Below are 25696 nucleotides of genomic sequence, written 5' to 3'. Positions count from 1 at the left end.
ATATCAATAACAAGTATGGGCCGGTCGGTGCAGCTTGCCATTAAAACAACAAGAGAAATGCGCGTAGTTCATATCAACAGAAGTGATGCAAGGGGAGGGGCCTCCCTGGCTGCATCAAGGATAGTGCAGGCCCAGCGTGGCATTGGAATCGATGCTAAACTGCTGGTTGGGGAGAAGCTTACCAAGGCTGAATGGGTAGTTTCCATTGCCGATAGTCCTGTGAGAAAACTTCAGTTGACAGCTAATTTTCTCAGGGATCTTGCAGCTTTTTATCCACATGAAAGAAACCGTCTTGAACGTTTTGCCTTTTCTCCTGCGCTTGCTGGCTTTGATCTGAGCCGTCATCCCCTGGTAAGGGAAGCCGATATTATCCACCTACACTGGTTTAACCAGGGATTTATGTCTGTCAAAGGACTGGCCAAAATTTTCAGCTTAGGAAAGCCTGTAGTATGGACCCTGCACGATATGTGGAGCTTTACCGGCGGATGTCACTATTCAGGCGAATGCGAAAGCTATACCATAAAGTGTGGTAACTGTCCCAAGATAATAGATCCTGCCAAAAAGGATATTTCTTTTACTCAGCATAAGAGGAAGAAAAAGATATACAAACATGCACCTTTGTCAATAGTTACATGCAGTAAGTGGCTTGGGTCATTGGCAAAGGAATCATCTTTACTCAGAAAGCATCCGGTTAGTTCGATACCAAATCCTATTGATACCGAACTTTACAGTCCATGTTCAAGGAGTGAAGCAAGGGAGAGACTAAGTATACCTGATGATAAGAAAATCATCCTCTTTGGTGCTGCAAATGTAGCTGATCCACGTAAGGGTATGCCCTTGTTGCTGCATGCTTTGAGGAAGATGGCAAAGGGAAGGCATGCCTCAAATATCAGACTTGTAATCTTTGGAAAGATTCCTGCAAATATTGAGGAGGAATTACCGTTTCCTTCTCATCTTATGCACTATATAAATGATCCAAAAGTGCTTGCTGATTTGTACAATTCGGCTGACCTGTTTGTTCTTCCTTCACTTGAGGACAATCTTCCGAATACTGTTATGGAGGCTCTGGCTTGTGGAACACCGGTGGCTGCCTTCAGAATAGGAGGAGTACCGGAGATGGTTGCACATGGTATCTGTGGCTATTTGGCCACACCGGGAAGTGCGGAAGGGCTTGCCGAAGGTATGGAGCATCTGTTGTTTAATCCAGATGCGGAGGACTATCGACGAAGGTCAAGGGAGAAGGTAAGAAGCAATTTTGCACCGGAACTGGTTGCCCGGCGTTACCAAGAGCTTTATCTATCCCTACATGAAGGTAAAATGATTGAAAATGCCTGATTTATTACCACGGGTAAGTATTATTACTGTCGTATACAACGGAGAGGCTACGCTTGAACGGACCATCCTTAGTGTAAAGTCGCTGAATTACAGCAACCTTGAGTATATTATCATTGATGGTGCAAGTAAGGATGGCACCCTTGATATAGTTGAAAGACACAAGGAGGTTGTAAGCCGGTTAATCAGTGAACCTGACAAGGGTCTCTATGATGCGATGAACAAGGGTTTGGACCTTGCAAGCGGGGATTACGTGTGGTTTATTAACTCAGGTGATGAGGTGGCAGACCCGGAACTGTTAAATAGGATTTTCGGGATAAATTCGTCTGCAGATATTTACTATGGAGACACCCTGATTGTTGATAACAATGGAGAGGAGATAGGACACCGTCGCCTTTCTCCTCCTGAAAATCTGACGTGGCTTGATTTTAGAAAGGGCATGCTAGTAAGCCACCAGAGCATAATTGTAGCGCGAAGAATTGCTGAGCACTATGATCTACAGTACAGGTTTTCTGCAGATTTTGACTGGGTGTTGAAGGCTCTTAGAAAGGCAGAGAGGATAGTTAACGGGAAAGCTGTCTTTTCACGTTTTCTGGATGGGGGATTGACAAAGAGCAATATTCTGCCAGGACTAAAGGAGAGATTCTCAATTATGGTCAGGAATTATGGCTTTATTACTACTCTTCTTAGCCATATTCCTATTGGCCTTAAATTTCTGTATTTCCTAATAAGATATAAACGCTTTTAGTCTGCCTAAAAAGTTTATTGAAAACTCTTTAGGCAGACTAATAAGGCCTGTTACTGTTTGATGTCAGAGTTTCTGAATATTTGTGCTAACGATGTCTTTTCCAAAAGCAAAAGGTTATCAGACTTCAGTATTCAATATTTTGTCATCCTTTCTTTTTACAACCACTACAATTGAAAAAATCAAGAGAGCTATGAGCAATATCGAACCGGCAATTGAAATAAGTTTGCCGTATTTGTAAGATGTTGGTTCAAAGCGGAATTCAACCGTGCTTTCTCCAGCCGGGATAAAGATAGATCTAAGTATATAATTGGCCCTGATAATTGGAACTTCTACGTGGTTTACATAGGCTTTCCAACCTCTGCTATAATATACCTCGCTAAATACTGCTAGTTGGGTAGAAGCAGTATTCGCCTTGTAAGTCAGCCTGTCCGGATGGTAAGAGATTAATTCTATAGTTCCTGCCTCTGCTCCAATAGTTTCATTTCCCAGTATTTCAGCAAATTCCTCATGTATAACAGCGGTATTGGATAGATCAACTTCAGAAATACCAAGGAGTTCGTCCAGTGCCGTGGAAACCATACGAACATTGTTGACAAACCAGGCATTACCCATAGCGTATGGATTCTGTACCGGGTCGCTTTCTCCATTATAAATAATATACTTGGCATTGAGCATATTAATTGCTGGAGTTCTAGCCAATACAGCCTGTATCGTAGCCACTGAGTTTGTATCATTAGCAGCTACTCTAAGCATCTGAAAATCATTTGTAAGATAATAATCAATCAGATCCTGATAACGCCTTAGCTTGGCACCGTGATAACCTCCCAGTGATTTATGGAAATAGCTTGTGTGAACTTCATTAAAGGCATTTCTATCAATGGAGAATACCCTGTAATGTTGATCACTGTCAGCTTTTATCCTTAGGTCGGCCTGACTGGGACTAAATTGGCTATTGGCCTGACGTTCTGATATAAAAGAATCCTTATTGATATAGCGGCGGTCTATTCCCCACATATCAAGACCAACAAGGATAATCAGACCGGGGATAAGGTATTTCAGGCTAATTGTCTTCTTTGCATAAAGCCATATAGAGGCACTTGCTAAAAAGATCAGGACAAGTGATCTGAAGGCATCTCCCTTCAGCAGTAAGGCCCTTGCATACTTCAATTCTTGCAGGAGCAGGTCGTAAATAATAGCCTGATCTGGCTGAGCTGCCTTTCCTGCATTGATAGACTGAAGTTCGAATGCACTTACAAGGCTTAAGCTCTCCGGGAATAGCCAGAAAAACAGGCAGACACCACCAGTCAGAGCTAAGGATGCAAGGAACTTCCCTGTATTTTGCTTGATAAGATCAGGATCTTGTATCACGGTCTTAAGTCCCAATAGTCCAAGTACAGGAATACAAAGTGAGGCTAATACAAGGGTCATCTCGACGGTACGGAACTTATTATAAAGCGGGAAATACTTTAACATAAGCATATTGAACCACTCGAAATTGTGTCCCCATGCAAGAACTATTGACAGGATTGTACCTGCAAGAAGCCACCACTTTTCATCTCCTTTGTAAAAGAACAGCGCAAGCACAAAGAGGAAGCACATAATGGCTCCGGCATAAACCGGCCCTTCAGTAAAGGGTTTGCTACCCCAGTATTGTGATTGTTGCATGATTTCACCGGACAACTGGTTTACCAGCTGACCCTGGTGCTGACCGTAATTTATACCGTTTTTTATCAGGAAATCATTAATCCGTTGCTGAAGGCCCTTGGTAAGATCCGTATTCATTCCAAGTGGTTTTGAACCTCCACCATTGAAATTAGGGATCATAAGGGTTAGTGTCTCACCCTTGCCATAGGACCATGCAAAGACATAGTCAGGGTCCAGCCCCTTCAGGGGCCTGGACGCTTCTTCCTCGGCCAGGATGGCTTTCCCTCTGATACTTTCCTTACCGTACTCATAAGTTGTCCAAAGGTTGCTGATATTTGGCAGCAGAGCCAATACTAAAGAAACACCTAGTAAGGCTGTTCTGCGCAAAAAGTCTTTCAGGGCTTTCATCTTTATTGCCCTTACGAGCTTGTCGAGAACAAGGACAAGGGCTAAGAGGGCCAGATAATAGGTTATCTGAACATGGTTGTATGCTATCTCTGCACCGAGCGCGATTGCTGTAAATAATGCCCCGCCCCACTTATTTCGATTATATGTATATAATATTCCCCCAATTACCGGTGCCATCAGTGCAATGGCGTAAGCCTTGGTGATGTGCCCGGCAATAATAATAATCAGGTTGTAGGAGCCAAAGGCGAATGCAACACTTCCCAGAAAGCTCAGTCCCAGGTTAAAGCCCATGCTTCGTGCAAGCACAAAGAACCCTGCAAGATACAGGAAGAGTATTGCAATGTTGTGATAGGGTAGTCCTAAGGCAATAACTTTATTTACGTAGTTGAAGAGATTGGCTGACGAATCACTTTTGATCTGGAAGGCAGGCATTCCACCAAACATTGAATTGGTCCATTGGGCCTTCTCACCTGTCTGCTGCTCAAGTTCGAAAAGCTCCTGGGCCATTCCAATAGCATGGGTGTTGTCCATCTGCGGTAGAACCTTGTTTTCCAATACAACAGGCCAGAAATACAGACCTGATAGGATTACAAAACCAAGTATTATTCCTATGTACGGAAGTAATCTCTTAACTCTATTCATCTTAATGATTTTTGAATTATTTCAAAAATATGAATAATAAAGGATATCGAGCAGGGAAGTAGGAATTTTGTATTGACCCGGGCAAGCTGTTTTAATATTTTGGATAAACAAAATCTCAAACCGGATGTTTATGTCCTAAATAGAATCACTAAAAACTATTAATATGAAAAAGACAGCATTATTTATATCATTTGTTTTCGCTGCAGTCGCAGTATCAGCTCAGACTTTGAGCCTTGATGCCAGTAATAGTACACTGGGTTGGGTAGGTAAGAAAGTTACAGGTCAGCACAATGGTTATCTTAAGTTTGAATCAGGCAAGTTGGAGCTTGAGGGTGAGAACATCAAGGGAGGTAACTTTGTTGTTGACATGACAAGTCTAACAGTTGAAGATATTAAGGATGAAAAGACTAATGGAATGTTGGTTGGTCACCTTAAGTCAGATGACTTCTTCAGCGTTGAGACTTACCCCAAGGCAAACCTTGTAGTTGAGAAGGCAACAAAGTCAGGTGAGACGTACACAATCACAGGAAAGCTTACTATCAAGGGGGCAACTCATCCTATTACTTTCGATGCAGTAAGGGAAAAGAAGAGCGACGGTACTCAGGTGTTTACCGGCAACGTGGTTGTTGACCGTACCCTTTACAATGTAAAGTATGGTTCAGGTAAGTTCTTTGCAAGCCTTGGAGACAATATGATATATGATGAATTTACATTGGATTTTAAGATCGTTCTCAAATAATAATTGCTTACTTCTTCATCAATGTCAAGTATGGGTGCCTCAAGGGGCACCCTATTTTTTTAAAAAATAGTTATGTTGCTTTTATATAAATGCGAGGTCCGATAATTAATCTGGATTTGAACCAAGTCAGCCGGATCTCGTATAAAGTCACTATATTCGGAGCATTACAACTAATTCTATGGTGCTTTCTGTTTGCATACCTGTATATAATACATCTGTTCTAGCTCTGGTTGAGGTATTAAGGTCTCAGGCTGCTGTACTTGAGGAACTTGTCGAGATAATTTTACTTGACGACGGTTCTGCTCCGGAGTTTAGAGAGATCAATTCCTCACTGCAAGGTGTTGAGGGGATTAAGTATTTTGAACAGGATAATATGGGACGGTCAGCTACACGCAATAGGCTTGCAGAGCTTGCAAGCGGGGATTATCTCTTGTTTGTTGACAGTGACTGTATGGTGCCTGAGGGCTTTCTCAGACGTTATCTGAAGCATTGTAAATCTGATTGTGTTGTGGTAGGGGGTATTGCATACAGTCCAAGACCCGAGGACCATAAACTTATGCTGAGGTGGAAGGTAGGGGTGAAGCGTGAACAGCGTTCTATTGAGGAGCGACGTGCAAAGCCCTATCTTAGCTTTCTTTCATCTAATTTCATGATAAGCCGGTCTTTGTTTAGTGATAATCGGTTCAACAGTGCACTTCGTAATTATGGCCATGAAGACACATTGTTTGGTAATGGTCTATTTATACAAGGGCTTCAAATAACACATATTGATAATCCGGTAATTCATACCGGACTGGATACGGCTGACCTATATCTTATGAAAATTGAGGAGAGTATTGGGAATCTATTGTATATATGGGCACAGGGGTTTGATTACAGACCATTCAGAATACTGGTTGCTTTCCGCAGATTAAGGACATTTGGGCTTGCCGGAGTATTTGCGGTATTATTCTGTGTTTTCAAAAAGCCAATTCGGCGATTACTAACAGGGTTCTGTACTTCGCTTTTTCTTTTAGACATTTACAAGTTGGGACTATTTTGCCTTGCCTACCGGCAAGCCAAAAAAATAAGGGCTGGTAGATAGCTATTACTCTGCCAATACCAGCAGTTCATTGCGTATTGCATTCCACCTTTCTTCGTCCATCTTGGGTCCAATAACTTCTATTACTCTTGCAGACAGGAGGGCTCCTATTTCACCACATTTATGGACCGGCAGAGATCTGATAAGTCCAAACAGAAAACCTGCCGCATAAAGATCCCCGGCACCGGTTGTGTCGATTGGATTGCTAATAACAGAGCCTACACTTACTTTCTGACCATTGTGCTTTATAAGTGATCCTTTGGCACCTTGTTTCAGAACCACTGTTTCGCACATCTGCCCCATCCATTCGAGGGCTTCCTCTCCTTCAAGTCCTCCACTGAAAGCACGTGCCTCTTCTTCATTTGCAAAAAGTATATCAACGTAGCGGGCAACGTTGTCACGCAGGAATTCAAGGTTTTCTTCAACTACATTGAAACTGGCAAGGTCTAGAGATACTTTAAGACCGTATTGCTTTGCCCGCCTAAGGCCTTCCCTTATTAGCTCCTGGTTTTGTACCAAATAACCCTCTATATGCAGGTAGCTGTAGTTTTTCAGCACCTCGTCGGGTATATCGTCTGCCCTCATTTCAACGGCAGCTCCAAGATATGTAGCAAAAGTACGTTCCGAATCGGGTGAGATCAGAGCAATAGCCCTTCCTGATTCTGTTTCGCTTTCAAGCAAAATGGGATCTATTCCTTTGTTGAGCAAATCGTTTTTAAAGAAGTTGCCCAGTTCGTCACGTCCAATCTTACCCAGGAAGCCGGTTTTTATACCCAGATTTGCCAGGCCATGGATGGTATTTGCTGCTGAACCTCCCGATGCTTTGGTGGCGCCGTTGTGGCCTGTAGCCTTCATAACTTTTTCGGCTGTGTGTTTATCTACCAGTTGCATGCTGCCTCGTGGCATCTCGAGTCTCTCGAGTACTGCATCGCTATCAAGTCTTAAAAGAATATCTACCAGGGCATTGCCCATTCCCAGTACTTTTGCCATAATATTGATCGGAAATTTTTGCATTGCAAAGATGCTTTTTTTTATTCGAATAATTTGCAAAATTAACTCAAAGCATATAGTTTTGCAGGGCGTTTGAAAGAGGTAAGGACCTCTGGAAGGTTAAGTAAATAATCGAACGTAAATAATTCCTCAGTAGCTCAGTCGGTTAGAGCGGCGGACTGTTAATCCGTAGGTCGTAGGTTCAAGTCCTACCTGAGGAGCTTACAAAAGGGGGTGTTCCAAAAGGGACACCTCCTTTTGTTTAAGCAGGTTTACCGGAGTATTTCTTTTAGTTTTATGGGTTAAAAACAGCGAAGCCGCCCTTTGGGGGGCGGCTTCGCTGTTTTTAGGCCTGCTTAGAAAGTCTTTTTCTTTCGTGTTCCTGCAGGAATATCTTCCTTAATCGAATAGACTTTGGAGTAACTTCTACATACTCATCACCCTGAATATATTCAAGTGCTTCTTCGAGACTGAAGACGATGGGGGGGGTAAGTTTTACCTTGTCATCCGAACCAGAAGCTCTCATATTTGTAAGCTTCTTACTCTTTGTTACATTCACTGTAATGTCTCCATCGCGGTTGTTTTCGCCCACTACCTGTCCCATATAGACTTCTTCCTGGGGGAAAATAAAGAACTTGCCTCTGTCCTGGAGTTTGTCTATTGCATAAGCGTAAGCAGTTCCACTCTCCATGGCTATCAATGATCCGTTCTGACGCTTTTCGATAGTCCCTTTCCAGGGTTGGAACTCAATAAAGCGGTGAGCCATCACGGCTTCACCAGAAGTGGCGGTAAGCATATTATTACGGAGACCAATAATACCCCTTGATGGTATTATGAATTCAAGGTGTACCCTGTCTCCTTTGGTTTCCATACTTTTCAACTCCCCTCTGCGTTGAGTTACCAGTTCGATAGCCTTACCTGACATTTCCTTGGGTAGGTCTATAGTCAGTTCTTCTACCGGTTCGTGCTTTTCTCCTGCAATTTCTTTTATAATTACTTTTGGCTGTCCAACCTGAAGTTCATAACCTTCACGGCGCATAGTCTCGATAAGAACTGAGAGATGCAATACTCCTCGTCCGAAAACGTTCCAGGCATCCGCAGAATCAGTTTCTTCAACCCTAAGGGCAAGATTCTTCTCAAGTTCCTTGTCCAACCTTTCCTTGATATGTCTTGATGTCACAAACTTACCTTCCTTACCATAGAAGGGGGAGTTGTTGATAGTAAAGAGCATACTCATAGTTGGCTCATCTACTGCAATAGGATCAAGTGGTTCAGGACTTTCAGGATCGCAGATAGAATCACCGATCTCGAACTTATCAAGTCCTACCAGTGCGCAAATCTCACCGGCCTTAACTTCGTCAGCCTTTGCCCTGCCAAGTCCTTCAAATACGTTGAGTTCCTTAATCCTGGTCTTGTACATACTGCCGTCACGACTAACTACTGAAATTTCCATCCCAGGTTTTAGGGTTCCGCGATGAACCCTGCCGATGGCAATACGCCCCAGATATGCAGAGTAGTCCAGAGAACTGATCAACATCTGAGGAGTCCCTTCGTTTGGCTTGGGAGCAGGAATGTTCTTAACAATACTGTCCATCAGAACACTGATGTCATTAGTCCTGACTTTCCAGTCATCTGACATCCAGTTTTCACGCGCTGAACCGTAAACAGTGACGAAGTCAAGCTGTTCTTCTGTTGCATGAAGGCTGAACATAAGGTCGAAGATGGCTTCCTGTACTTCTTCCGGACGGCAGTTGGGCTTGTCAACCTTGTTGATTACAACAATTGGTTTGAGACCCAGGTTAAGTGCCTTTTGCAGTACGAAGCGGGTCTGGGGCATAGGTCCCTCAAAGGCGTCAACAAGCAACAATACTCCGTCGGTCATGTTGAGCACCCGTTCAACCTCTCCACCGAAGTCGGCGTGGCCTGGGGTGTCTATGATGTTAATCTTGGTTCCTTTCCAGTTTACCGAGACGTTCTTGGCAAGTATGGTGATTCCTCTTTCCCTTTCCAGGTCATTGTTGTCCATAATCAGTTCACCTACCTGCTGGTGCTCTTTAAAGAGCTTGGAAGCCATTAGCATCTTGTCAACCAGTGTTGTCTTTCCGTGGTCAACGTGTGCAATAATGGCAATGTTTCTGATATTCATTCTACTTCAAAAATTGGGCTACAAAAATACCGCAATTTGTGCGATAATAATATGTATATTAAACCTTTGAATATAAAAAAGCGGCTGAACTAAGCTAATAAGCTAGGATTCAGCCGCTTGTTAAGATTTAAATATAGTTAAATTCAGTCTATCTCTGTTATCCAGCCATATTTGTCTGCTTCTTCGCCATATTGAATAGCCCTGAGTTTATTGTAAAGGAGTGTGCAATAGTGGCCTGGTTGTCCATCCTTACTGTATACATAAGACTTACCAGTATCCAGGTCATCTATCTGAGCTACAGGACTTATTACAGCAGCTGTTCCACAGGCTCCTACTTCCTCAAGAGTCTCTAGTTCCTCGAGCAGGACATGTCTTCTTTCGACCTTCAATCCAAGATCTTCTGCGATTTTCATAAGGCTCTTGTTTGTAATTGATGGCAGGATTGAGTTTGACTCAGGAGTAATATAAGTCTTATCCTTGATGCCAAAGAAGTTTGCAGGACCACACTCGTCAATATATTTCTTTTCACGACTATCAAGGTAAAGCACGGCAGAGTAACCTCTCTCCTTGGCAATTTTACCTGAAGCGAGGCTGGCAGCATAGTTACCACCCACCTTATAAGGTCCGGTACCATTTGGAGCTGCACGGTCATACTTACGGGTTATCATCAGGTTTGTAGGCTTGAATCCTTCCTTGAAATAAGGACCTACCGGAGTTACGAATACCATAAACAGGTATTCATCTGCTGGAGACACACCAACTTTAGGACCTGAACCGATTAGAAGAGGGCGTATGTATAGTGATGCACCCGAACCATAAGGGGGAACAAATCGCTTGTTTAGCACTACTGCTTTGATGCAAGCTTTAATAAAAAGGTCTTCAGGAACCCTTGCCATAAGAATTCCATCTGCTGAGGCCTGCATACGGCGGGCATTGTCTGCCAATCTGAATATGCGAATCTTGCCATTGACACCCCTGAAGGCCTTGAGGCCTTCAAAGGCTTCCTGTCCATAGTGAAGGCAGGTGGCAGCCATATGGAGATTGATGTATTCGGAGGAACTTACTTCAAGTTCTCCCCATTTTCCGTCACGATAATAACACCTGATATTATAGTCCGTCTTCATGTAGGTAAAGGGCAGGTGACCCCAATCAATTTCGCCAGTCATAATAAGTTGATTGTAAGTTGTCTGTTCTGAGAGTAAAAGTACAAATTTCTTTCTCAAAAAAGTTTAGAAATAGCCGTAAAATCTACCTTTTAAATTACAGGCTCTTACAAAAAACGGGTATTTGGCTACTCTTTTTTACCGGCCAGAAGCTTGCGGATAACGTGTGAAGCCGCTAAAAGGCCGAAGGTCGCCGGCATATAGCTGATTGTTCCCAGTGTTGTCTTCTTATTTTGCTCTCCTTCCACGAAAAGTATGCGGTCTTTGTCAACCGGTTCAGAACTGAAAACCACGTCGAGTCCTTTCTTGATATTGAATTTGCCGAGTCTTTTACGAACCATTCTTGCAAGTGTGCAGTTGAAACTCTCAGACAGATCTGCTATTCTCACCTTTGAAGGATCAAGTCTTCCTCCGGCTCCCATGCTTGAAATTATAGGAATGCCAATACGCTTGCAGTTGACTATCAGAAAGACTTTTGGAGCAAGTGAATCTATTGCATCTATTACGTAGTCGGGTTTAAAGTCCAGAATTTCGGGTATCGTCTCGTCCTTTAAGAAGGTGCTGTAGATATTGAGTTGGAGTTCGGGATTTATATCCATTAGTCGTGCTGCCATCACTTCTACCTTTGTTTGGCCCTCGGTGCTCGAGAGGGCAGGCAACTGACGGTTCCTGTTTGAAGCTTTTACGGTATCGGCATCAACTATTGTAATGGTTCCCACTCCTGCGCGAGTTACCATTTCTGCGGCAAAAGAACCGACTCCGCCCACGCCTGCAATCAGTACATGGGCTTTTTGCAACTTTTCTATCCCTTCCTTTCCTACAAGTAGTTCTGTTCTGCTAAGCCATTCCATCGATTTTATTTTTGGACGGCAAATGTAGAAAGAAAATTGTTGAACAGTTGTTCCTTAAGCACATTTAATGGTGTGCCTGTCAATAATGCAGCTCTTTTGTAAATTGCTTTGATATCTGCATTGCTTTCGTCGGTTTCAAGAAACCACTGTACTGGTTGCAAAGCTTTCAGGCTTTCGGATGCTTTGCTGCCTTCCTGCAGCAAAGCCTCACCAAAAGACAGAAGTATGCCATTCTTTACAAGCTGAAGGGCAAGCTGGCTATGTCCTCTGAATCCGTGAACAATCCAGGGTTGGGAGTAGCGACCCTCCTTCCTTATTGCTATCAGTTCATTGAAGCGGCCTACACAATGAATAATAACTGGAAGCTCAAGTTTTTCTGAGATATTAATATGTCTTCTGAAAAGCTCGATCTGCCGTTCAAGTTCTGCTCCCTTGTTCTTGTCAAGGCCACACTCTCCAATTGCGCATAGGCTTTTAATGCTTTCCGTGAAGACCAGTGTCTGCTCAATACCATTCATGGTGCTGTCCCAGGGATGGATACCATAGCTTACATATTCGAGCTTATGCACAGGCAAAGAACCGTCAGCCCGGATGCTGACTATTCTTATCAGATCCGGGCTGCTTTCTTTGTGGTGGCTATGTATGTCTACATACTTACACATTCTATTTTGTCACTTCAACCCAGGTACCTGGTTCGATAGCCCTTGTGTTATGGTCGTACATTGCTTCTGCAGTTACCGCAGGCAGATAGAACTTTCCTGCGTATGATGCGTGAAGTAATACAACCAGTCGTTTCGACCTTCCAGCATTCAGGTTAAAGTATGAATAAACCCTGTCATCACGAATATCACGGTAATCAGGTTGATCCAGTTCATGAACAGAAGCACCTTCTTCCATTCGGCTATTACGGATTTCCCAACCGGATGGAAAGATCTGCGAAAGGGCTATGTTGGAAACCTCGAATGGACTGGGATTGCTGATGGTAACTATGGCTTTGAAATCCTTGCCCTGAGACAGATTCCTTATATCAACAGGCCTGTTATCAAGATCCAGATACTCAATCTTTAGATTTAATCCGTCGGTGACCTTTTTACTTAAAGTATCACTTAAGGGCTGTCCTGTAAGTATCAGTTGTGCAAATATTTCATTACCCGAGTGGTTTGCAATCTTGATCTTTCCGTTTGTTTCGTTCTCAATATCAACTTTCTGTCTGAAAATAGCCTTGCTTAAAGTAATATTCTCAGGCTTTCCCTTGTTAATAGCCAGCTCAATCTTTGCATTTGAACCTGCGTTGGCACTTCCTTCAGTGTACTTGCTAATTGCAAGCAGAGCATAAGCAGTTGTCTGAGTACTCATCCAGCTATCCGAACTTAGCCTTGTAGCAAGTTGTCTTACAAGAGGAACTGCTTTTTCCTTCTGTCCCATATAAAGAAGGGTTTCGATAACCATGGCGAAGTCACGATCGGGAGAGCCATAGCTGTTTTCAAAACTGCTGGATGGTGCGTCAGCTGACTCATTTGCTGTTAGTTCACCTGCCACTTCTTTAAGCCCTGCAATTGCGTAAGCCCCAGCCAGACGCCATCTTGCCTGACTTGATAGATTTGTTTGCTGGCGCAGTCTGTTCATTGAACCAAGGTCAGCTTCTCCGGCCAGGGCAAGAGTAAACAACCTATATGCCTGAATCAGATCCTGACCATCAGGTTTTCCTGTTTTTGATGGAACCCAGGTCTTGGCTTGTTTCTTTTGGTAACTGATCCAGTTCTTCCTTAACTGATCAGGAACTGTATAGCCCTTTTCTGCAGCACTCAACATAAAGTGTCCTGCATAGCTGCTGCCCCATTCATCAGCCCTGGAACCTCCTGCCCAATAAGCGAATCCTCCATCTGTAGTCTGGTATGAACGCAGCCGACTTAATACACTTTGTACATTTGTTTTGCTCCTGCCGGCTTCTTCTGCTGAAAGTTCTGCAACCGAAGGAAGAAATACCTGTGGAAATGCAGCAGAGGTTATCTGTTCTATGCATCCGTGCGGGTATTGAAGTAAAAATTCCAGTCGTCGTCCAAAATCTATTGATCCAATTGTGCTTATCTCCAGAATTGCACCATTAGTTCCCTTTGTTCCGATAGCTTCATATGGTAATTCCTTACTGTCACCTTTACCAAGGATAACAGATTGAACCCTTGTAACAGATGGGTTTGCATTCCTAACCGGTAGGTTAATTTTGTTGCTTCCTTTCTCAGATCCTGCTTCGGCAATAACCTCTACAACAGATATTCCTGTCTCATTGCCGGCTTTCAAGTCGAAGTAGATGGTTTTCTCTCCATCCTTCTTAAAGTTTACATACTGAACTTTTTCGCCACTAATATTCAGCAATTTATCAGTGCTCAGACTAACCTTTACTTTTCCTGCAGCCTTGCCTGATGCGAATACTGTTACTGGTAGCGAAACTGTTTCTCCCGGGCCTAATACTCTGGGGAGGGAACTCCACACCATCAGAGGTTGTTTGACGGCAACCTTCTTGTCAATAGATCCGCTCGCAGTTTCATTGCATGCAACCAACATAATGCGTACTGATCCGAAATAGTTTGGTATCTCTATTTCATGTTTGTTCTTCCCATTCTTTTTCAGCTTTAAAGGACCAATGAACTTAACCATTGGTTCAAATCTGCGCAGCTGGTTCTTTGAGCCATCGGGATTTAGTTCATCACCACCTCCAATTCCAAAAACTTGTTCTATCCTTCCTCCATAGGCTCCCAGGACCTGATCAAACATATCAAAGGTTCTTACCCCCAAGGCTTCCTGGGCATTAAAGTACTTCCAGGGATCTGGTGTAGCAAAGTTTGTCAGGTCGAGCAGACCCTCGTCAACTATTGCTATTGTGTAATCCATCTCACGTTTTCCTGCTTCTGTTACCTCTATTACAGCCTTTTGTTCGGGACGCCATTCATCTGCGACCTTTAACTGAGGTTGAAGCTTTGTAGATGGATCGTTTACTGTTACAGGGATAACTCCATAGAGCCTGATCGGAAGGTCATTATTCTTTCTCTTATGAGGTTGCAACAGGCTGATATGAACATAAATATTGGGGCTCATCTCAGGTGTTACTTGAAAACTGAAACTAGTGCTTCCTTCTTCAGGTTTTACCCACCAGCTTTTGAGAACTTTTGTTCCGTTTTCAATAGTAACTAGAGCCCTGCCTTCACCACCTGAGGGGAAGGTTACTACTGCATTGTCACCAGGCTTGTATTCACTCCTGTCAGTGTTGAATGTTAGGACACTTGCTCCTTCTGATCCTTCACGACCGGTTTTCTGCGCCCATCCTGGCCAGTCAACCATTACTGTTGTACATGCTGCATGCCCTCCAAGTGGATCTTCAACCCTAACAAGATATCGACCCCATTCAGGATGGTTGATTCTAAAAGGTATGCTGGTTTTTCCGTTTTCTGTCCTGATGGTTCCGCTACTGATTAATGTTGAAGAAGAGGAACTGATATAGCGGCTGAGCTCTTCTTCAGTGCTATCCCACCACCAACGCCAGGATATCTTATAGATCTTATACTTGAGTCCGTTGATGTTAACAGGTGTTCCAGCTTCATTAACAGTAACAACTTCTATCTTATAGTCCTGGTCTGTTAGGAGCAGGTTATTCTTGTCTCCTTCCGGGGCTCTGACACCTACATATTGTCTATAGGGTGAAAGGGTCCTTGTGGTCTGGCTGATGCTGAATGATCCTCCTTCTTCGTATACTCTGGAAATAAGGTTTGCCTTCAGAAAACCGGGAGAACGGTGATCTCTGACTGATGGCATAATGAATGAACCTTCACCTTGTTGGTTAAGACGACCTTCATATAGTGTTTGCTCTGCCTGATCATAGCTTCGGGTAGCATCATCGAACACATATCCTGGATAACTATCAAAGCTGGTTGATGTTGGCTTTGTAGTCATCTTTACATCTGCCTTTAAGCCTGATGCAGGAGCACCATGTAGCCATTCGGATTTGATTGGAATCTCGATGTTTTTGTCAGTGGAAACAAGACCTTCTTTTATGCCTAACTCAATCTTTAGCCTGTTGGGTTTAATTGTTTCAATCCTGACTTGTTTTTCAAATGTTGCATCACCCATTATTACTCTGGCACGCCAGAACCCTGTAGGTGCATCCTCGGGAGTTGCAGTTCGGAAACTATAAATCTTGTTTTCCGGGTGACGGGCAGTCATCTTGCTTTGTACACGACCCCTTGGGTCTATTAGTTCGAAAATTACCGGATAGTTTGCAGGCAGATTGTTGCCTCTGTGTTCGGCAATAAACGAAATAAACAATGAATCACCAGGACGCCATACTCCACGATCACCATAGATATAGCCTTTAAGGCCTTCTTTTACATTCTGGCCTGAAACATTAAATCTACTTACGGAAAGACTTCTACCTGCATCCATCCTTAAATAGCCTTTCTGTCCGGCCTTATCTGCAATGAGGAGGAAGGGTTGCTTTTCTGTTGGATCAAGTACTGCCATCCCATCTTTGTCGGTAACCGCTTTTGCAAGAACCTGAAGCTGGAAATCTAAAACTTCAATATTTGCTCCATCGATTGGGGCTGTTGAATTTAAGTCGGTTATGTATACATTGATCCTTTTATCGTTGCCCAGTTTTGCTGTCAAACCCAGGTTTGAAGCTAGCAAGTTTTGTGCAACCCATTTGGAGCGGGTGTAGTATGCCTTGTTGCATGGGTTGTTACGTTCATACCAATCCCAGTCCCAATCTTCATAATAATAGGGATACTCACTGTAGTAATCATAGGGATTATCCCAGAATTCTCCATCATCGATCCACTTTCTTTTGGTACTTTCCTGTTTGGTTTCATCATCACATTGATATATCGCATCAATTTGCTCAAAGCCCAGTTCTATCCGATAGAGTGAACCCGGACTCGGCTTCACCATATTTGACAGGTCTAGGGCAAAAATATTCCACTTGCCCAAATCAAGAGAAGGATCCCTGTCAAGATTTATCACGTTGGCATATTCCAAACGACCGGCTCTCTTTAGCTCTGAGCTTCCGTCCATAGTGTTGACCTGTAGAAAGTGGGGAACATTACTTTCATATATCCTGATAACCCTGACAATTACTGATTTGAGTGAAACTGCCCTGAAGTGCATTATCAAATTGTCGGAGAATGGCATTATGTTGCCGACTCCGATAAACTCTACTGCCGGCTTAAGGTTTTCAAAACCAAGGTAAAACCTATCTGTCTGACTGGTCATCAGACCTTTCTTATTTCTTATCCCAGGCAAAATTTTCAGTTCGAATTCACCCTGTATATTTTTTTCCGGATAAATCTCAAGAATGTTTGAATTAGTTGTGTACCTGGTATTTACGTTGTTGCTGATTTCATACATGCCTGTCAGGTCTTGTGTAGGATCAAGAGCCGAACTAAAGACCACTCTGATTACCTGAACCGGTTGCTGTTCAGCATATGCCTTGATTACTGTAAACTCAGCAGAAGAGGGAACTGCAACTTCCTCAGTTCCTTCTCCCTTAGTGTCTATAGGTGCCCCACTATGGCTGATACTGATATTGTATGCTTTGTCTTTTATCGGGATAGGGAAAAGTTCGAAACTGTGATTCCTACCATCCGTGTGTTGCCAGGTTACTGGAATTGTTGTGTTTTCAGCTGCAATATTTAGCATGGCTTTGGCTTCTTCCGGAGTAATATCTTCAGCAACACTGATGCTTCCTTTTATCCTATAACTTTCCTGACCGTCTTCCTCGGTATATTCTAAATCCCCCATCAAGAACCTGTAACTCTGTGCAAAGGTTGTGACTGAGAAGTAAAAGTCCTCGTCCTGATTATCAAAGAGCTTACTTAGGTGAACCCTAATCTTGTATGTCTGTCCCGACACAAGCTTTCCATCTGGTTTAAACTGAAGTGTGTACTCATCCAGCCATATCCAGCTTCCCTTTACTTTGGGAATGATTGTAGCCACATTGGATGGGGCAGTAGCTCCTGGTACAGCATTCCTGGGGGGGTCTCTGAATTCTATCGAAAACGTTCCGGATGTTGAAATGTACTCAGAGGTAAATGCTGCAACAAGCGGATGAAATCCCGAATGAGTTTGCTCATCCTGTGTGCCTTTTCTGCATCCTGAAAAAATAACGAGAGACACTACTACAAGCGACAGTAGAAGTCTCAGGGTCTTTCTTGTCATAATCAAAGTGTTTAGTAGTTTTAGGCGTATTTTAAAGGTATTACATTTTTTATGCAGTAGCAAAGACTTTTATCCAGACCTCCTGGTCAGGGTACAGGATCATAGCCATGACCTCCCCATGGGTGACAGGAAAGAATACGTTTTATTGTCAGGTAAAGTCCTTTTATCGGTCCGTGCTTTTTCAGTGCTTCTACTGCATATTGGGAACAGGTTGGTGTATAGCGGCAGGAGGGACCAATCATTGGACTGATGAAATATTTATACAGCCTGATGGGAATCAGGAGTATAAAGATCAGAAATGATCTAATATATTTCATGAACTTACTCATGTTTTATGTTTTTCTTTCTCACTGCTGCTTCAACCATCGAAAGAGATTTTTTTACTGAGTCTTCAATAATATTATATGCTAGAGGACTATTGTCAAGGTAAACAAATGCTATGAGCAGATGCTTCCCTTCTGGCACTGAACCAGTCAGAAGGTGTTTGTTTAACCTGTATGCCTCTCTAATCTTCCTTCTTATCAGATTTCTCTTGACAGCACGCTTAAATAGCTTTTTGGGAACTGAGAAAAGAACCTTACACTTTGTGTCTGAGCCTGAGTCAACAAGTATATAGCGAAGCCTCAGCGGATGTACTGTCAATGGTCTGCCCTTCTCAAAAAGCAGACTAATTTCATTCTTAAGGCATAGCCTTTCTTTCTTTGAAAATCTGTAGTCGTATTCAGTCATCGATGAACTTCACCTTAGTAACATCAAACCTACAAAAAAATCACCCCTTTAGGAAAGCCTAAAGGGGTGTCAGTATAATTTTAGAAAAACTTCTTATTTCTTATTGTTGTTGTGCTCCTTAATGTATAAATCCAAAGCTGCTGTTATAGAAGGCGCATTGGGCATAGGAGCCTGAATATCAAGTCTTAGTCCAGCATCTGTAACTGCTTTTGCTGTGGCTGGACCGAAGGATGCAATTACAATCTCTTTCTGTTCGAAATCCGGGAAATTCTGGAACAGAGAGGTAATTCCTGATGGGCTGAAGAAGACCAGCATGTCATAGTCAATAGACTTTAGGTCACTAAGGTCGCTGCTTACTGTGCGGTAAAGGATGGCCTTAGTGTACTTAAGCTTGGACTTGTCAAGGAGTTCAGGAATCTCATCCTTGTGGATGTCAGAAAGAGGAACTAGAAATCTCTCTTCCTTGTGTTTTTTCATTACCTCAACCAGATCAGGAAACTTACCTGTTGAGTGGAAAATCTTCCTCTTCCTGTAAACTATATATTTCTGTAGATAAAGAGCCGTTGCTTCTGAGATACAGAAATACTTCATGTCATCCGGGATTGTAGCGCGTACCTCTTCGGCTATACGGAAAAAGTGGTCTATGGCAGTGCGACTGGTAAAAACAACTGCACTGTGGTCAAGGATGTTGATCTTTTGTTGACGAAACTCCTTGGAGCTGATCCCTTCTATTTGAATGAACTGGCGGAAGTCGATCTTCACATTATTCTTTTCGGCCAGCTCGACATAGGGATTTTTGGGCGTGGTCGGCTCGGGTTGCGAAACCAGTATCCTCTTGATCTTCAAAGTGCAACAGTTTTAATTCTACAAAAACCGGAACTACTCCTTTTATCCGAACAATACTTTGTATAAGACAGCTAAGGGTAATATTTCCAGCGCACAAAGATACAAAATAATATAATAACCCGAAAACAGATTTGAAAAATTGCTCCTTACGCCATTGCTCAACTGTATCATATATAGAGCAATGTACAAGCCAATTCCGGCTTTGATTAGGTAGTCTGTATAGCCTGATTCAATAAAGGGCAGCAGTATCATAATGGGGAGTAGCAGCACTCCATAAGCCTTACTAATCGCTGAAGATGCAGAGAGATACTGGTGAACCTGCTTCTTGGTGTCAAAAACATAGGCTACAAAACGGTATGCCAGAACCTTACCAGTAAACAGAAGGAAGAAGAACAGGAACAAAATTGGTATCAGGACTGCACCCTCAAGTCCAATCAATGGTCTGTCGTAAACAGTAAGCGTCTCAAATGTAAATACTGAAATATTCAGATAAAATAATGAGCTCAGTATGAGTGAGGGAGTATAATTTGAAATATTTGTGTGGTTAAGTTTAGTCGTAAAAGAAGGATAGAAGATTGTTAGCATTACAGTTCTCAGATATCGGTACCAGTTCATGCGAACCAGGCCTGTTATGATAAGGAGAAAAACCAGTATTGCAATAAACCATTCACTGTGCAACAGATTTCCTTTTTCAGGGCTTTTTATATCATTGACTGGTTGAATTGATACAACGTTCCTTGGTGATTCTACGATTGTTATGGGCGATGTGGATGCATCGGCCTCATTACTTTCTTCAGCGAAAAATAAAGAATCCAGCACTTCTGAATATGCTTCAGGTCTGGTAAAGAGCTCATGTTTTGCTTCGAGATACCAGTCAGTATATAGAGAGTCTCCGCCTGTTAGGTTTAAAACAACTGAGTCTCTGCCGGAGAGGGTTACTGTTACAGGTTTTGGACGAACTACCACAGTTCTTGGTTGATAAATTATGCTGTCGGTAACTGGCAACCTGAAATCAGTAGCAGGAACAATCAGCTGTGGTCTGGGTATTTTGACGGATGAGGGTAATGGCAGGGTAGACTGTTCTCTCCGAACAGCAATACTGTCATCCTGTTGTATATTTTCAATAATATACGTTTCCTTCATCTCCTTTGCTCTTACCTATATCCCCAAAATATCGATTATTATTCGTCCTGTTTTCCTTATTTGAACTCACTGAAACATCCAGCAGCAACACCAAACAGAATGAAGTCTTTAAGCAGAATCTGACCTGTTCTTGAGAGCTCCGGGAAACCATATCCTGTTAACCATACTACATCAGAAGAAAAGAACACTATTATTCCCGGCAGGAAAATCAACATTGCCAGTACTGCTCCCCATCTTGATACTTTTGGTGCAAACGGATGTATCAGCAATAAGACTCCGGCTACTATCTGTATCCACGCAATCATCTGACTGAATGCGTATGCCGTAAAGTATTTCAAGATCCACTTGAATATTGTTGTATTAGCCAACAAATCCTGCAAATATTCAGCTTCAATGTTCTTAAACTTCATGATCCCCAGCCAGATAAGAGCAATACCTAAACCATAGCGTAATAGGACCAATGCTATTACACTGAAAATCTTCTTTATCGCGCTATTCATGGTAGTAAAGTTTTAGGTTAAATAATTGTAAAACCAAATGGGGTAAGAGCCAGTCGTGCAAGTTTAAAATGCTGCTTTCCGAAGGGAATTCCGATTATGGTGATGCAAAATATCAGTCCGAGCACAATATGTTCGAGGGCAATAGTCAGTCCAAAGGTCAGGATCCAGATTACATTTAGAAGTGTATTTACACATCCTCCTGTATTTCCATTGGGGACTACCTTGCTGTTAAATGGCCATAAAGCCAGGATGCCCAACTTAAATGCCTGTAACCCGAAAGGTATTCCAATTATTGTTATCATCATCAGCAGACCTCCGATAAAGTAAGAGGCTGCGATAAAGATTCCGCCAAATAAAAGCCATATTATATTACCAATAATACTCATCAGATTTTGGTTTTAGTAATGTCAGAACAAACCATGCAACTTGGCGTTAATTTTATCTATGATAATACTCAGTGCCTTAGGATCCTTTATAAAGTCCAGTTCATCAACATTTATAGTAAGCAGTTCTCCGTCTTTATAGTTCATCATCCACTTTTCATATTTCTCATTGAGGCTGCTAAGATAATCGAGTCGGATTCCTGCTTCATAGGGTCGGCCACGTTGCTCAATCTGCCTGAAAAGTGTTGGTACTGAGGCCCGCAAATAAATCAGAAGATCCGGTGGTTGAATAAGCTTGGTCATCAGTTCAAACAGGGAGAGGTAACTATTGAAATCCCTGTCGCTCATCAGACCCATCTCATGCAGATTGGTAGCAAATATATAGGCATCCTCAAAAATGGTTCTATCCTGTACTACTGTTTCTTTGGATTCCTTAATCTTGAGAATCTGTGCAAAGCGGCTGTGCAGGAAATATACCTGCAGATTAAATGACCAGCGCTTCATATCATCATAGAAATCTGCCAGATAAGGATTGTCATCCACTTCCTCAAAATGCGGTCTCCATCCGTACTGTTTTGCAAGGAGGGATGCCAGGGTGGTCTTACCTGCACCAATATTTCCGGCTATTGCAATATGCATATCATTCAGGCTTTGTTTAATTCAAGAAGCTGATCAATATATTGACGGTCGTTGGCAAGTCGGGGCACCTTGTTTTGACCACCAAGTTTCTTTCTTTGTTTCATCCAGTCAATAAACAGGTTGGGCCGGGCAACAACCAACCTGGGCATGTCAAGTGTGATGTCCTTATAACGTTTGGCATCATAGTCACTGTTTCGTTCTCTAAGCCTGGCGTCGAGCAACTCCATAAACCTTTGTTTGTCAGATGGCTCATTTTCAAATTCAATTAGCCATTCATGTGCCCCTTTACTATCAGAATTCATGTAAATAGGTGCAACTGTATATTCTCTTAGCTTCGCACCTGTTTCCTCACAAACATCATGCAGAGCACTCTCAGCGTTTTCTATCATTAATTCTTCACCAAATGCATTAATAAAATGCTTGGTCCGGCCTGATACAATTATCTTGTGAGGGTACGTAGATACAAACCTTATTGTATCACCTATAAGATAACGCCACAATCCGCCGTTGGTTGAAATTACAAGAGCATAATCAACTCCTGTTTGCACTTCATCAATTAGCAGGGTAGTGGGGTGCTCTTTGTTCAGTTCAGATAGTGGCATGAACTCAAAGAATATTTTGAGGTCGAGCATCAGTAACATCCCTTGAACTGACAGATCATCCTGAATAGCAAAGAATCCCTCCGATGCATTGTATGTTTCGAGGTAGTTCATTCTGTCAGTAGGAATTAATTCCTGATATTGGCTGCGATATGGTGCAAAACTTACTCCTCCATGAATAAACAATTCCAGGTTTGGCCATATCTCGAGAAGGTTGTTCTTGCCTGTATATTGCAAAATGTTCTTAAGCAGTACCATAAACCAGGAGGGTACACCTGCAAGTGCTGTAACATTGTCCTTTATAGTGGATTTGGTAATCAGGTCCATCTTTTTCTCCCATTCTGGTTCCAGGGATATCTTGCGTTTGGGAGTTCGCACAAAATCAGTCCAAAGAGGAAGATTATCGATAAGAATGGCTGATAGGTCTCCGTATACAGATTTGTTACTGAAACTGTTAATCTGATGACTACCACCCAGAGTCAGTGTTTTACCCGACATCAGCTTGTTATCAGGACTAAGTTCATTATAGATCAACACGGTATCTCTACCACCCTGATAATGACATTTTACAAGGGCATCTTTGGATACTGGAATAAATTTGCTGCGTGATGATGTGGTGCCTGAACTTTTTGCAAAGTACTTGATTTCTCCAGGCCAGAGAAGGTCTTCTTCTCCCTGCCTGAGACGTATAACCTCTGGCATCAAAGAGTCGTAATCCCTTATAGGGACTCTTGACCTATATTCATCTGCTGACTTGATAGTTTTAAAATCATATTTCCTCCCAAATTCGGTATCAGCGGCCCTGGTTAATAGATAATTCAATTGCTCACTCTGAACCTCTTTAGGGTTTGAGCGGAATCTGTCTATTTGAGTCAAGCGTTTTGAATGAACTAAGGCGAAAATATTATTGATAATTTGCATTTCAGGCTACTTAATTAAGTGATTTCAAATATAAGAATTTTGGGGATATCCCGTGATAGTTTTATTTTGGTCTTTTATTTGGAGCTATGGAACTATTTGATATTATCTGCGGGGGTTTTCTGCTGCTTTTTTTGCTAAAAGGGCTGAAGAATGGTTTTGTGAAAGAACTTGCCTCGATGCTTTCTCTAATTCTTGGAATTATGGCTGCAGTGAAGTTTTCCGGCCTTGCGGCCGGATACCTGTCCGGGCATGTTCCAGAGAAATATGTTTCGATAGTTGCCTTTGTTGCTGTATTGCTTATTACTATAGTCCTGATCTTCCTTTTGGCCAGTGCAATTGACAAGCTTATGAAGGCAGTAGCCCTTGGCTGGCTTAACCGTATTGTGGGGGGCTCGTTTGCTGTTCTTAAGGGAGCCTTTTTCCTGAGTGCAATGATTATTCTAATTCACTCTACTGGTTTTGGAGACCAGTTATTTACTGAAAAGACACAGGAGGAGTCAATACTTTACAGGCCACTTAGTAAGTTTGCACCAGCTACTTTAAGTCTGTTAAATATTAACTTTAATCACCTGATTTCTGTTAATGAAACGGAGGTGGATGAATTAGCAGGACAAGTGATTTTTAATATCTTTACGCCTGATTTTGTAAGTAATAGAACTAGAATATTATTCCATGAATTTTGTTGAAGAACTCAAATGGAGGGGCATGATACATGATATCATGCCTGGAACTGATGAACTGCTGGCCAGGGAAATGACAACGGCTTACGTTGGTATAGACCCAACTGCCGATTCTTTGCATATAGGTCACCTGGTAGGGGTGATGATGCTTAAGCACCTTCAGGTGTCCGGTCACAGACCAATAGTGCTGATTGGTGGGGCAACAGGTATGATTGGTGACCCTTCTATGAAGAATGCCGAACGTAACCTTCTGGATGAGCAGACCCTGCGTCATAATCAGGAATGTATCAAAAAGCAGCTTAGCAGCTTCCTTGATTTCTCAAGTGGCAAACCCAACCAGGCTGAGATGGTCAACAATTATGACTGGATGAAGGATATCAGCTTTCTGGATTTTATCAGGGATATTGGCAAGCATATTACTGTAAACTATATGATGGCCAAGGATTCGGTAAAGAAGCGTCTTAGCGGGGATGCCCGTGAGGGTCTTTCTTTTACTGAGTTTAGCTACCAGCTCGTTCAGGGTTTTGACTTCCTACATCTATACAGAACTAAGAATTGTAAGCTCCAGATGGGCGGTTCTGACCAATGGGGTAATATTACAACCGGGACTGAGCTAATCCGCCGTATCGAAGGAGGAGAGGCTTTTGCCCTTACATGTCCACTTATTACCAAGGCCGACGGAGGTAAATTTGGTAAGACTGAATCGGGTAACGTATGGCTCGATGCAAATCGTACCAGTCCTTATCAGTTTTATCAGTTCTGGCTCAATACATCCGACGAAGATGCAGTAAAATATATCAAAATTTTCACCCTGCTGAAGCGTGAGGAGGTTGAAGCTCTAATTGAGGAACATGCAAAGGCTCCACATGAAAGGCTGTTGCAAAAACGTCTTGCTGAGGAGATAACAGTAATGGTACATGGTAGGGATGCATTTGACTTTGCAGTTGAGGCATCGCAGATTCTCTTTGGAAAGGGAACTACGGAAACTCTGAGAAAGATGGATGACACGACCCTGTTGTCAGTTTTTGATGGAGTACCTGTGTTTGAAGTTTCAAAGGCGGCTCTTGAACAAGGGGTTCCAGTACTTGACCTGTTATCCGAATCCTCTGCAGTGTTCCCCTCAAAAGGCGAAGCTCGTCGTACAATAACAGGTGGAGGTGTGAGCATAAACAAGGAAAAACTAGAAAGCGTGGACACCGTAGTTAACACTTCGGCTCTGCTCAACGGAAAGTATATACTGGTACAAAAGGGAAAGAAGAATTTCTATCTGTTGCTGGCTCAGTAACTATGGAGATCCTAATAAAAAAC

21 protein-coding genes and 1 tRNA gene are annotated in these 25696 nt (G+C 42.6%); 7 read left to right on the top strand and 15 right to left on the bottom strand.

Annotated features, from left to right (window positions below):
• Positions 1-57 precede the first annotated feature (57 nt).
• Together M9189_RS00210 and M9189_RS00205 are read left to right on the top strand one after the other, a co-directional pair.
• Complete coding sequence (locus tag M9189_RS00210; protein ID WP_250723886.1) at positions 58-1335, top strand: glycosyltransferase family 4 protein; 1278 nt, start codon at positions 58-60, stop codon at positions 1333-1335.
• Positions 1328-2080 (top strand): glycosyltransferase family 2 protein, encoded by a 753-nt coding sequence (locus tag M9189_RS00205; protein ID WP_250723885.1) that lies wholly within the window; start codon positions 1328-1330, stop codon positions 2078-2080. The genes M9189_RS00210 and M9189_RS00205 overlap by 8 nt, the downstream gene beginning before the upstream one ends.
• Before the next feature lie 117 nt (positions 2081-2197).
• Here the strand turns inward: M9189_RS00205 and M9189_RS00200 are convergent, their stop codons facing one another.
• Positions 2198-4774 (bottom strand): YfhO family protein, encoded by a 2577-nt coding sequence (locus tag M9189_RS00200; RefSeq protein ID WP_250723883.1) that lies wholly within the window; start codon positions 4772-4774, stop codon positions 2198-2200.
• A gap of 163 nt (positions 4775-4937) precedes the next feature.
• On the opposite strand from M9189_RS00200, the gene M9189_RS00195 reads away from it, so the two are divergent.
• Together M9189_RS00195 and M9189_RS00190 are read left to right on the top strand one after the other, a co-directional pair.
• Positions 4938-5513, top strand: coding sequence for a YceI family protein (locus tag M9189_RS00195; RefSeq protein ID WP_250723881.1), 576 nt, complete (start codon positions 4938-4940; stop codon positions 5511-5513).
• A 178-nt stretch (positions 5514-5691) separates the two neighbouring features.
• Positions 5692-6597, top strand: coding sequence for a glycosyltransferase family 2 protein (locus tag M9189_RS00190; RefSeq protein WP_250723880.1), 906 nt, complete (start codon positions 5692-5694; stop codon positions 6595-6597).
• A gap of 3 nt (positions 6598-6600) precedes the next feature.
• On the opposite strand, the gene M9189_RS00185 is transcribed toward M9189_RS00190, so the two are convergent.
• Positions 6601-7584: an adenosine kinase gene (locus tag M9189_RS00185; RefSeq protein ID WP_250723878.1), complete on the bottom strand. Its 984-nt coding sequence runs from the start codon at positions 7582-7584 to the stop codon at positions 6601-6603.
• A gap of 147 nt (positions 7585-7731) precedes the next feature.
• On the opposite strand from M9189_RS00185, the gene M9189_RS00180 reads away from it, so the two are divergent.
• Positions 7732-7805 (top strand) — tRNA-Asn (locus M9189_RS00180).
• A 125-nt stretch (positions 7806-7930) separates the two neighbouring features.
• Here the strand turns inward: M9189_RS00180 and typA are convergent.
• From typA to M9189_RS00115, 13 genes are all read right to left on the bottom strand, one after another.
• A complete protein-coding gene (typA, locus tag M9189_RS00175; protein WP_250723876.1) occupies positions 7931-9730 on the bottom strand; it encodes a translational GTPase TypA in 1800 nt (599 codons plus the stop codon).
• Positions 9731-9873: 143 nt separating this feature from the next.
• Complete coding sequence (locus tag M9189_RS00170) at positions 9874-10896, bottom strand: branched-chain amino acid aminotransferase (RefSeq protein ID WP_250723874.1); 1023 nt, start codon at positions 10894-10896, stop codon at positions 9874-9876.
• A 125-nt stretch (positions 10897-11021) separates the two neighbouring features.
• A complete protein-coding gene (locus tag M9189_RS00165; protein WP_250723873.1) occupies positions 11022-11744 on the bottom strand; it encodes a tRNA threonylcarbamoyladenosine dehydratase in 723 nt (240 codons plus the stop codon).
• Positions 11745-11749: 5 nt separating this feature from the next.
• Positions 11750-12406 (bottom strand): TatD family hydrolase, encoded by a 657-nt coding sequence (locus M9189_RS00160; RefSeq protein WP_250723871.1) that lies wholly within the window; start codon positions 12404-12406, stop codon positions 11750-11752.
• A gap of 1 nt (position 12407) precedes the next feature.
• Complete coding sequence (locus M9189_RS00155; protein WP_250723870.1) at positions 12408-17948, bottom strand: alpha-2-macroglobulin family protein; 5541 nt, start codon at positions 17946-17948, stop codon at positions 12408-12410.
• An 86-nt stretch (positions 17949-18034) separates the two neighbouring features.
• Positions 18035-18265, bottom strand: a complete 231-nt coding sequence (yidD, locus tag M9189_RS00150; protein ID WP_250723868.1) for a membrane protein insertion efficiency factor YidD — start codon at positions 18263-18265, stop codon at positions 18035-18037.
• 4 nt (positions 18266-18269) lie between these two features.
• On the bottom strand, positions 18270-18677 hold the full coding sequence (rnpA, locus tag M9189_RS00145; protein WP_250723866.1) for a ribonuclease P protein component: 408 nt from the start codon (positions 18675-18677) through the stop codon (positions 18270-18272).
• Positions 18678-18770: 93 nt separating this feature from the next.
• Positions 18771-19523 carry a uroporphyrinogen-III synthase gene (locus M9189_RS00140; protein ID WP_250723864.1) on the bottom strand — a complete coding sequence of 251 codons (753 nt, stop codon included), beginning with the start codon at positions 19521-19523 and terminating at the stop codon, positions 18771-18773.
• Between the two features lie 42 nt (positions 19524-19565).
• Positions 19566-20666: a DUF4271 domain-containing protein gene (locus M9189_RS00135; RefSeq protein ID WP_250723862.1), complete on the bottom strand. Its 1101-nt coding sequence runs from the start codon at positions 20664-20666 to the stop codon at positions 19566-19568.
• Positions 20667-20722: 56 nt separating this feature from the next.
• Positions 20723-21166 carry a DUF417 family protein gene (locus M9189_RS00130; protein WP_250723861.1) on the bottom strand — a complete coding sequence of 148 codons (444 nt, stop codon included), beginning with the start codon at positions 21164-21166 and terminating at the stop codon, positions 20723-20725.
• A gap of 17 nt (positions 21167-21183) precedes the next feature.
• Complete coding sequence (locus tag M9189_RS00125) at positions 21184-21552, bottom strand: YccF domain-containing protein (protein ID WP_250723859.1); 369 nt, start codon at positions 21550-21552, stop codon at positions 21184-21186.
• Between the two features lie 21 nt (positions 21553-21573).
• Positions 21574-22188 carry a deoxynucleoside kinase gene (locus M9189_RS00120; protein ID WP_250723857.1) on the bottom strand — a complete coding sequence of 205 codons (615 nt, stop codon included), beginning with the start codon at positions 22186-22188 and terminating at the stop codon, positions 21574-21576.
• A gap of 5 nt (positions 22189-22193) precedes the next feature.
• A complete protein-coding gene (locus M9189_RS00115; RefSeq protein WP_250723856.1) occupies positions 22194-23708 on the bottom strand; it encodes a GH3 auxin-responsive promoter family protein in 1515 nt (504 codons plus the stop codon).
• Between the two features lie 86 nt (positions 23709-23794).
• Between M9189_RS00115 and M9189_RS00110 the strand changes: the two genes are divergently transcribed.
• Complete coding sequence (locus tag M9189_RS00110; protein WP_250723854.1) at positions 23795-24394, top strand: CvpA family protein; 600 nt, start codon at positions 23795-23797, stop codon at positions 24392-24394.
• A complete protein-coding gene (gene tyrS, locus M9189_RS00105; RefSeq protein WP_250723853.1) occupies positions 24381-25673 on the top strand; it encodes a tyrosine--tRNA ligase in 1293 nt (430 codons plus the stop codon). The genes M9189_RS00110 and tyrS overlap by 14 nt, the downstream gene beginning before the upstream one ends.
• Positions 25674-25696 lie beyond the last annotated feature (23 nt).

Source organism: Xiashengella succiniciproducens, assembly GCF_023674465.1.
In the GTDB taxonomy this organism is placed as follows: Bacteria; Bacteroidota; Bacteroidia; order Bacteroidales; family Marinilabiliaceae; genus Geofilum; species Geofilum succiniciproducens.
The sequence above is the reverse complement of the archived record's forward strand: the minus strand, read 5'-3'. Positions and strand labels throughout refer to the sequence as shown.

Coding starts and splice junctions, on each gene's coding strand:
- M9189_RS00120 (WP_250723857.1), bottom strand. CDS start 22,188: ATGCATATTGCAATAGCCGGAAATATTGGTGCAGGTAAGACCACCCTG.
- M9189_RS00115 (WP_250723856.1), bottom strand. CDS start 23,708: ATGCAAATTATCAATAATATTTTCGCCTTAGTTCATTCAAAACGCTTG.
- M9189_RS00165 (WP_250723873.1), bottom strand. CDS start 11,744: ATGGAATGGCTTAGCAGAACAGAACTACTTGTAGGAAAGGAAGGGATA.
- M9189_RS00110 (WP_250723854.1), top strand. CDS start 23,795: ATGGAACTATTTGATATTATCTGCGGGGGTTTTCTGCTGCTTTTTTTG.
- M9189_RS00195 (WP_250723881.1), top strand. CDS start 4,938: ATGAAAAAGACAGCATTATTTATATCATTTGTTTTCGCTGCAGTCGCA.
- M9189_RS00130 (WP_250723861.1), bottom strand. CDS start 21,166: ATGAATAGCGCGATAAAGAAGATTTTCAGTGTAATAGCATTGGTCCTA.
- M9189_RS00135 (WP_250723862.1), bottom strand. CDS start 20,666: ATGAAGGAAACGTATATTATTGAAAATATACAACAGGATGACAGTATT.
- tyrS (WP_250723853.1), top strand. CDS start 24,381: ATGAATTTTGTTGAAGAACTCAAATGGAGGGGCATGATACATGATATC.
- M9189_RS00125 (WP_250723859.1), bottom strand. CDS start 21,552: ATGAGTATTATTGGTAATATAATATGGCTTTTATTTGGCGGAATCTTT.
- M9189_RS00190 (WP_250723880.1), top strand. CDS start 5,692: ATGGTGCTTTCTGTTTGCATACCTGTATATAATACATCTGTTCTAGCT.
- M9189_RS00210 (WP_250723886.1), top strand. CDS start 58: ATGCGCGTAGTTCATATCAACAGAAGTGATGCAAGGGGAGGGGCCTCC.
- M9189_RS00205 (WP_250723885.1), top strand. CDS start 1,328: ATGCCTGATTTATTACCACGGGTAAGTATTATTACTGTCGTATACAAC.
- M9189_RS00200 (WP_250723883.1), bottom strand. CDS start 4,774: ATGAATAGAGTTAAGAGATTACTTCCGTACATAGGAATAATACTTGGT.
- M9189_RS00170 (WP_250723874.1), bottom strand. CDS start 10,896: ATGACTGGCGAAATTGATTGGGGTCACCTGCCCTTTACCTACATGAAG.
- M9189_RS00155 (WP_250723870.1), bottom strand. CDS start 17,948: ATGACAAGAAAGACCCTGAGACTTCTACTGTCGCTTGTAGTAGTGTCT.
- rnpA (WP_250723866.1), bottom strand. CDS start 18,677: ATGACTGAATACGACTACAGATTTTCAAAGAAAGAAAGGCTATGCCTT.
- typA (WP_250723876.1), bottom strand. CDS start 9,730: ATGAATATCAGAAACATTGCCATTATTGCACACGTTGACCACGGAAAG.
- M9189_RS00160 (WP_250723871.1), bottom strand. CDS start 12,406: ATGTGTAAGTATGTAGACATACATAGCCACCACAAAGAAAGCAGCCCG.
- M9189_RS00185 (WP_250723878.1), bottom strand. CDS start 7,584: ATGGCAAAAGTACTGGGAATGGGCAATGCCCTGGTAGATATTCTTTTA.
- yidD (WP_250723868.1), bottom strand. CDS start 18,265: ATGAAATATATTAGATCATTTCTGATCTTTATACTCCTGATTCCCATC.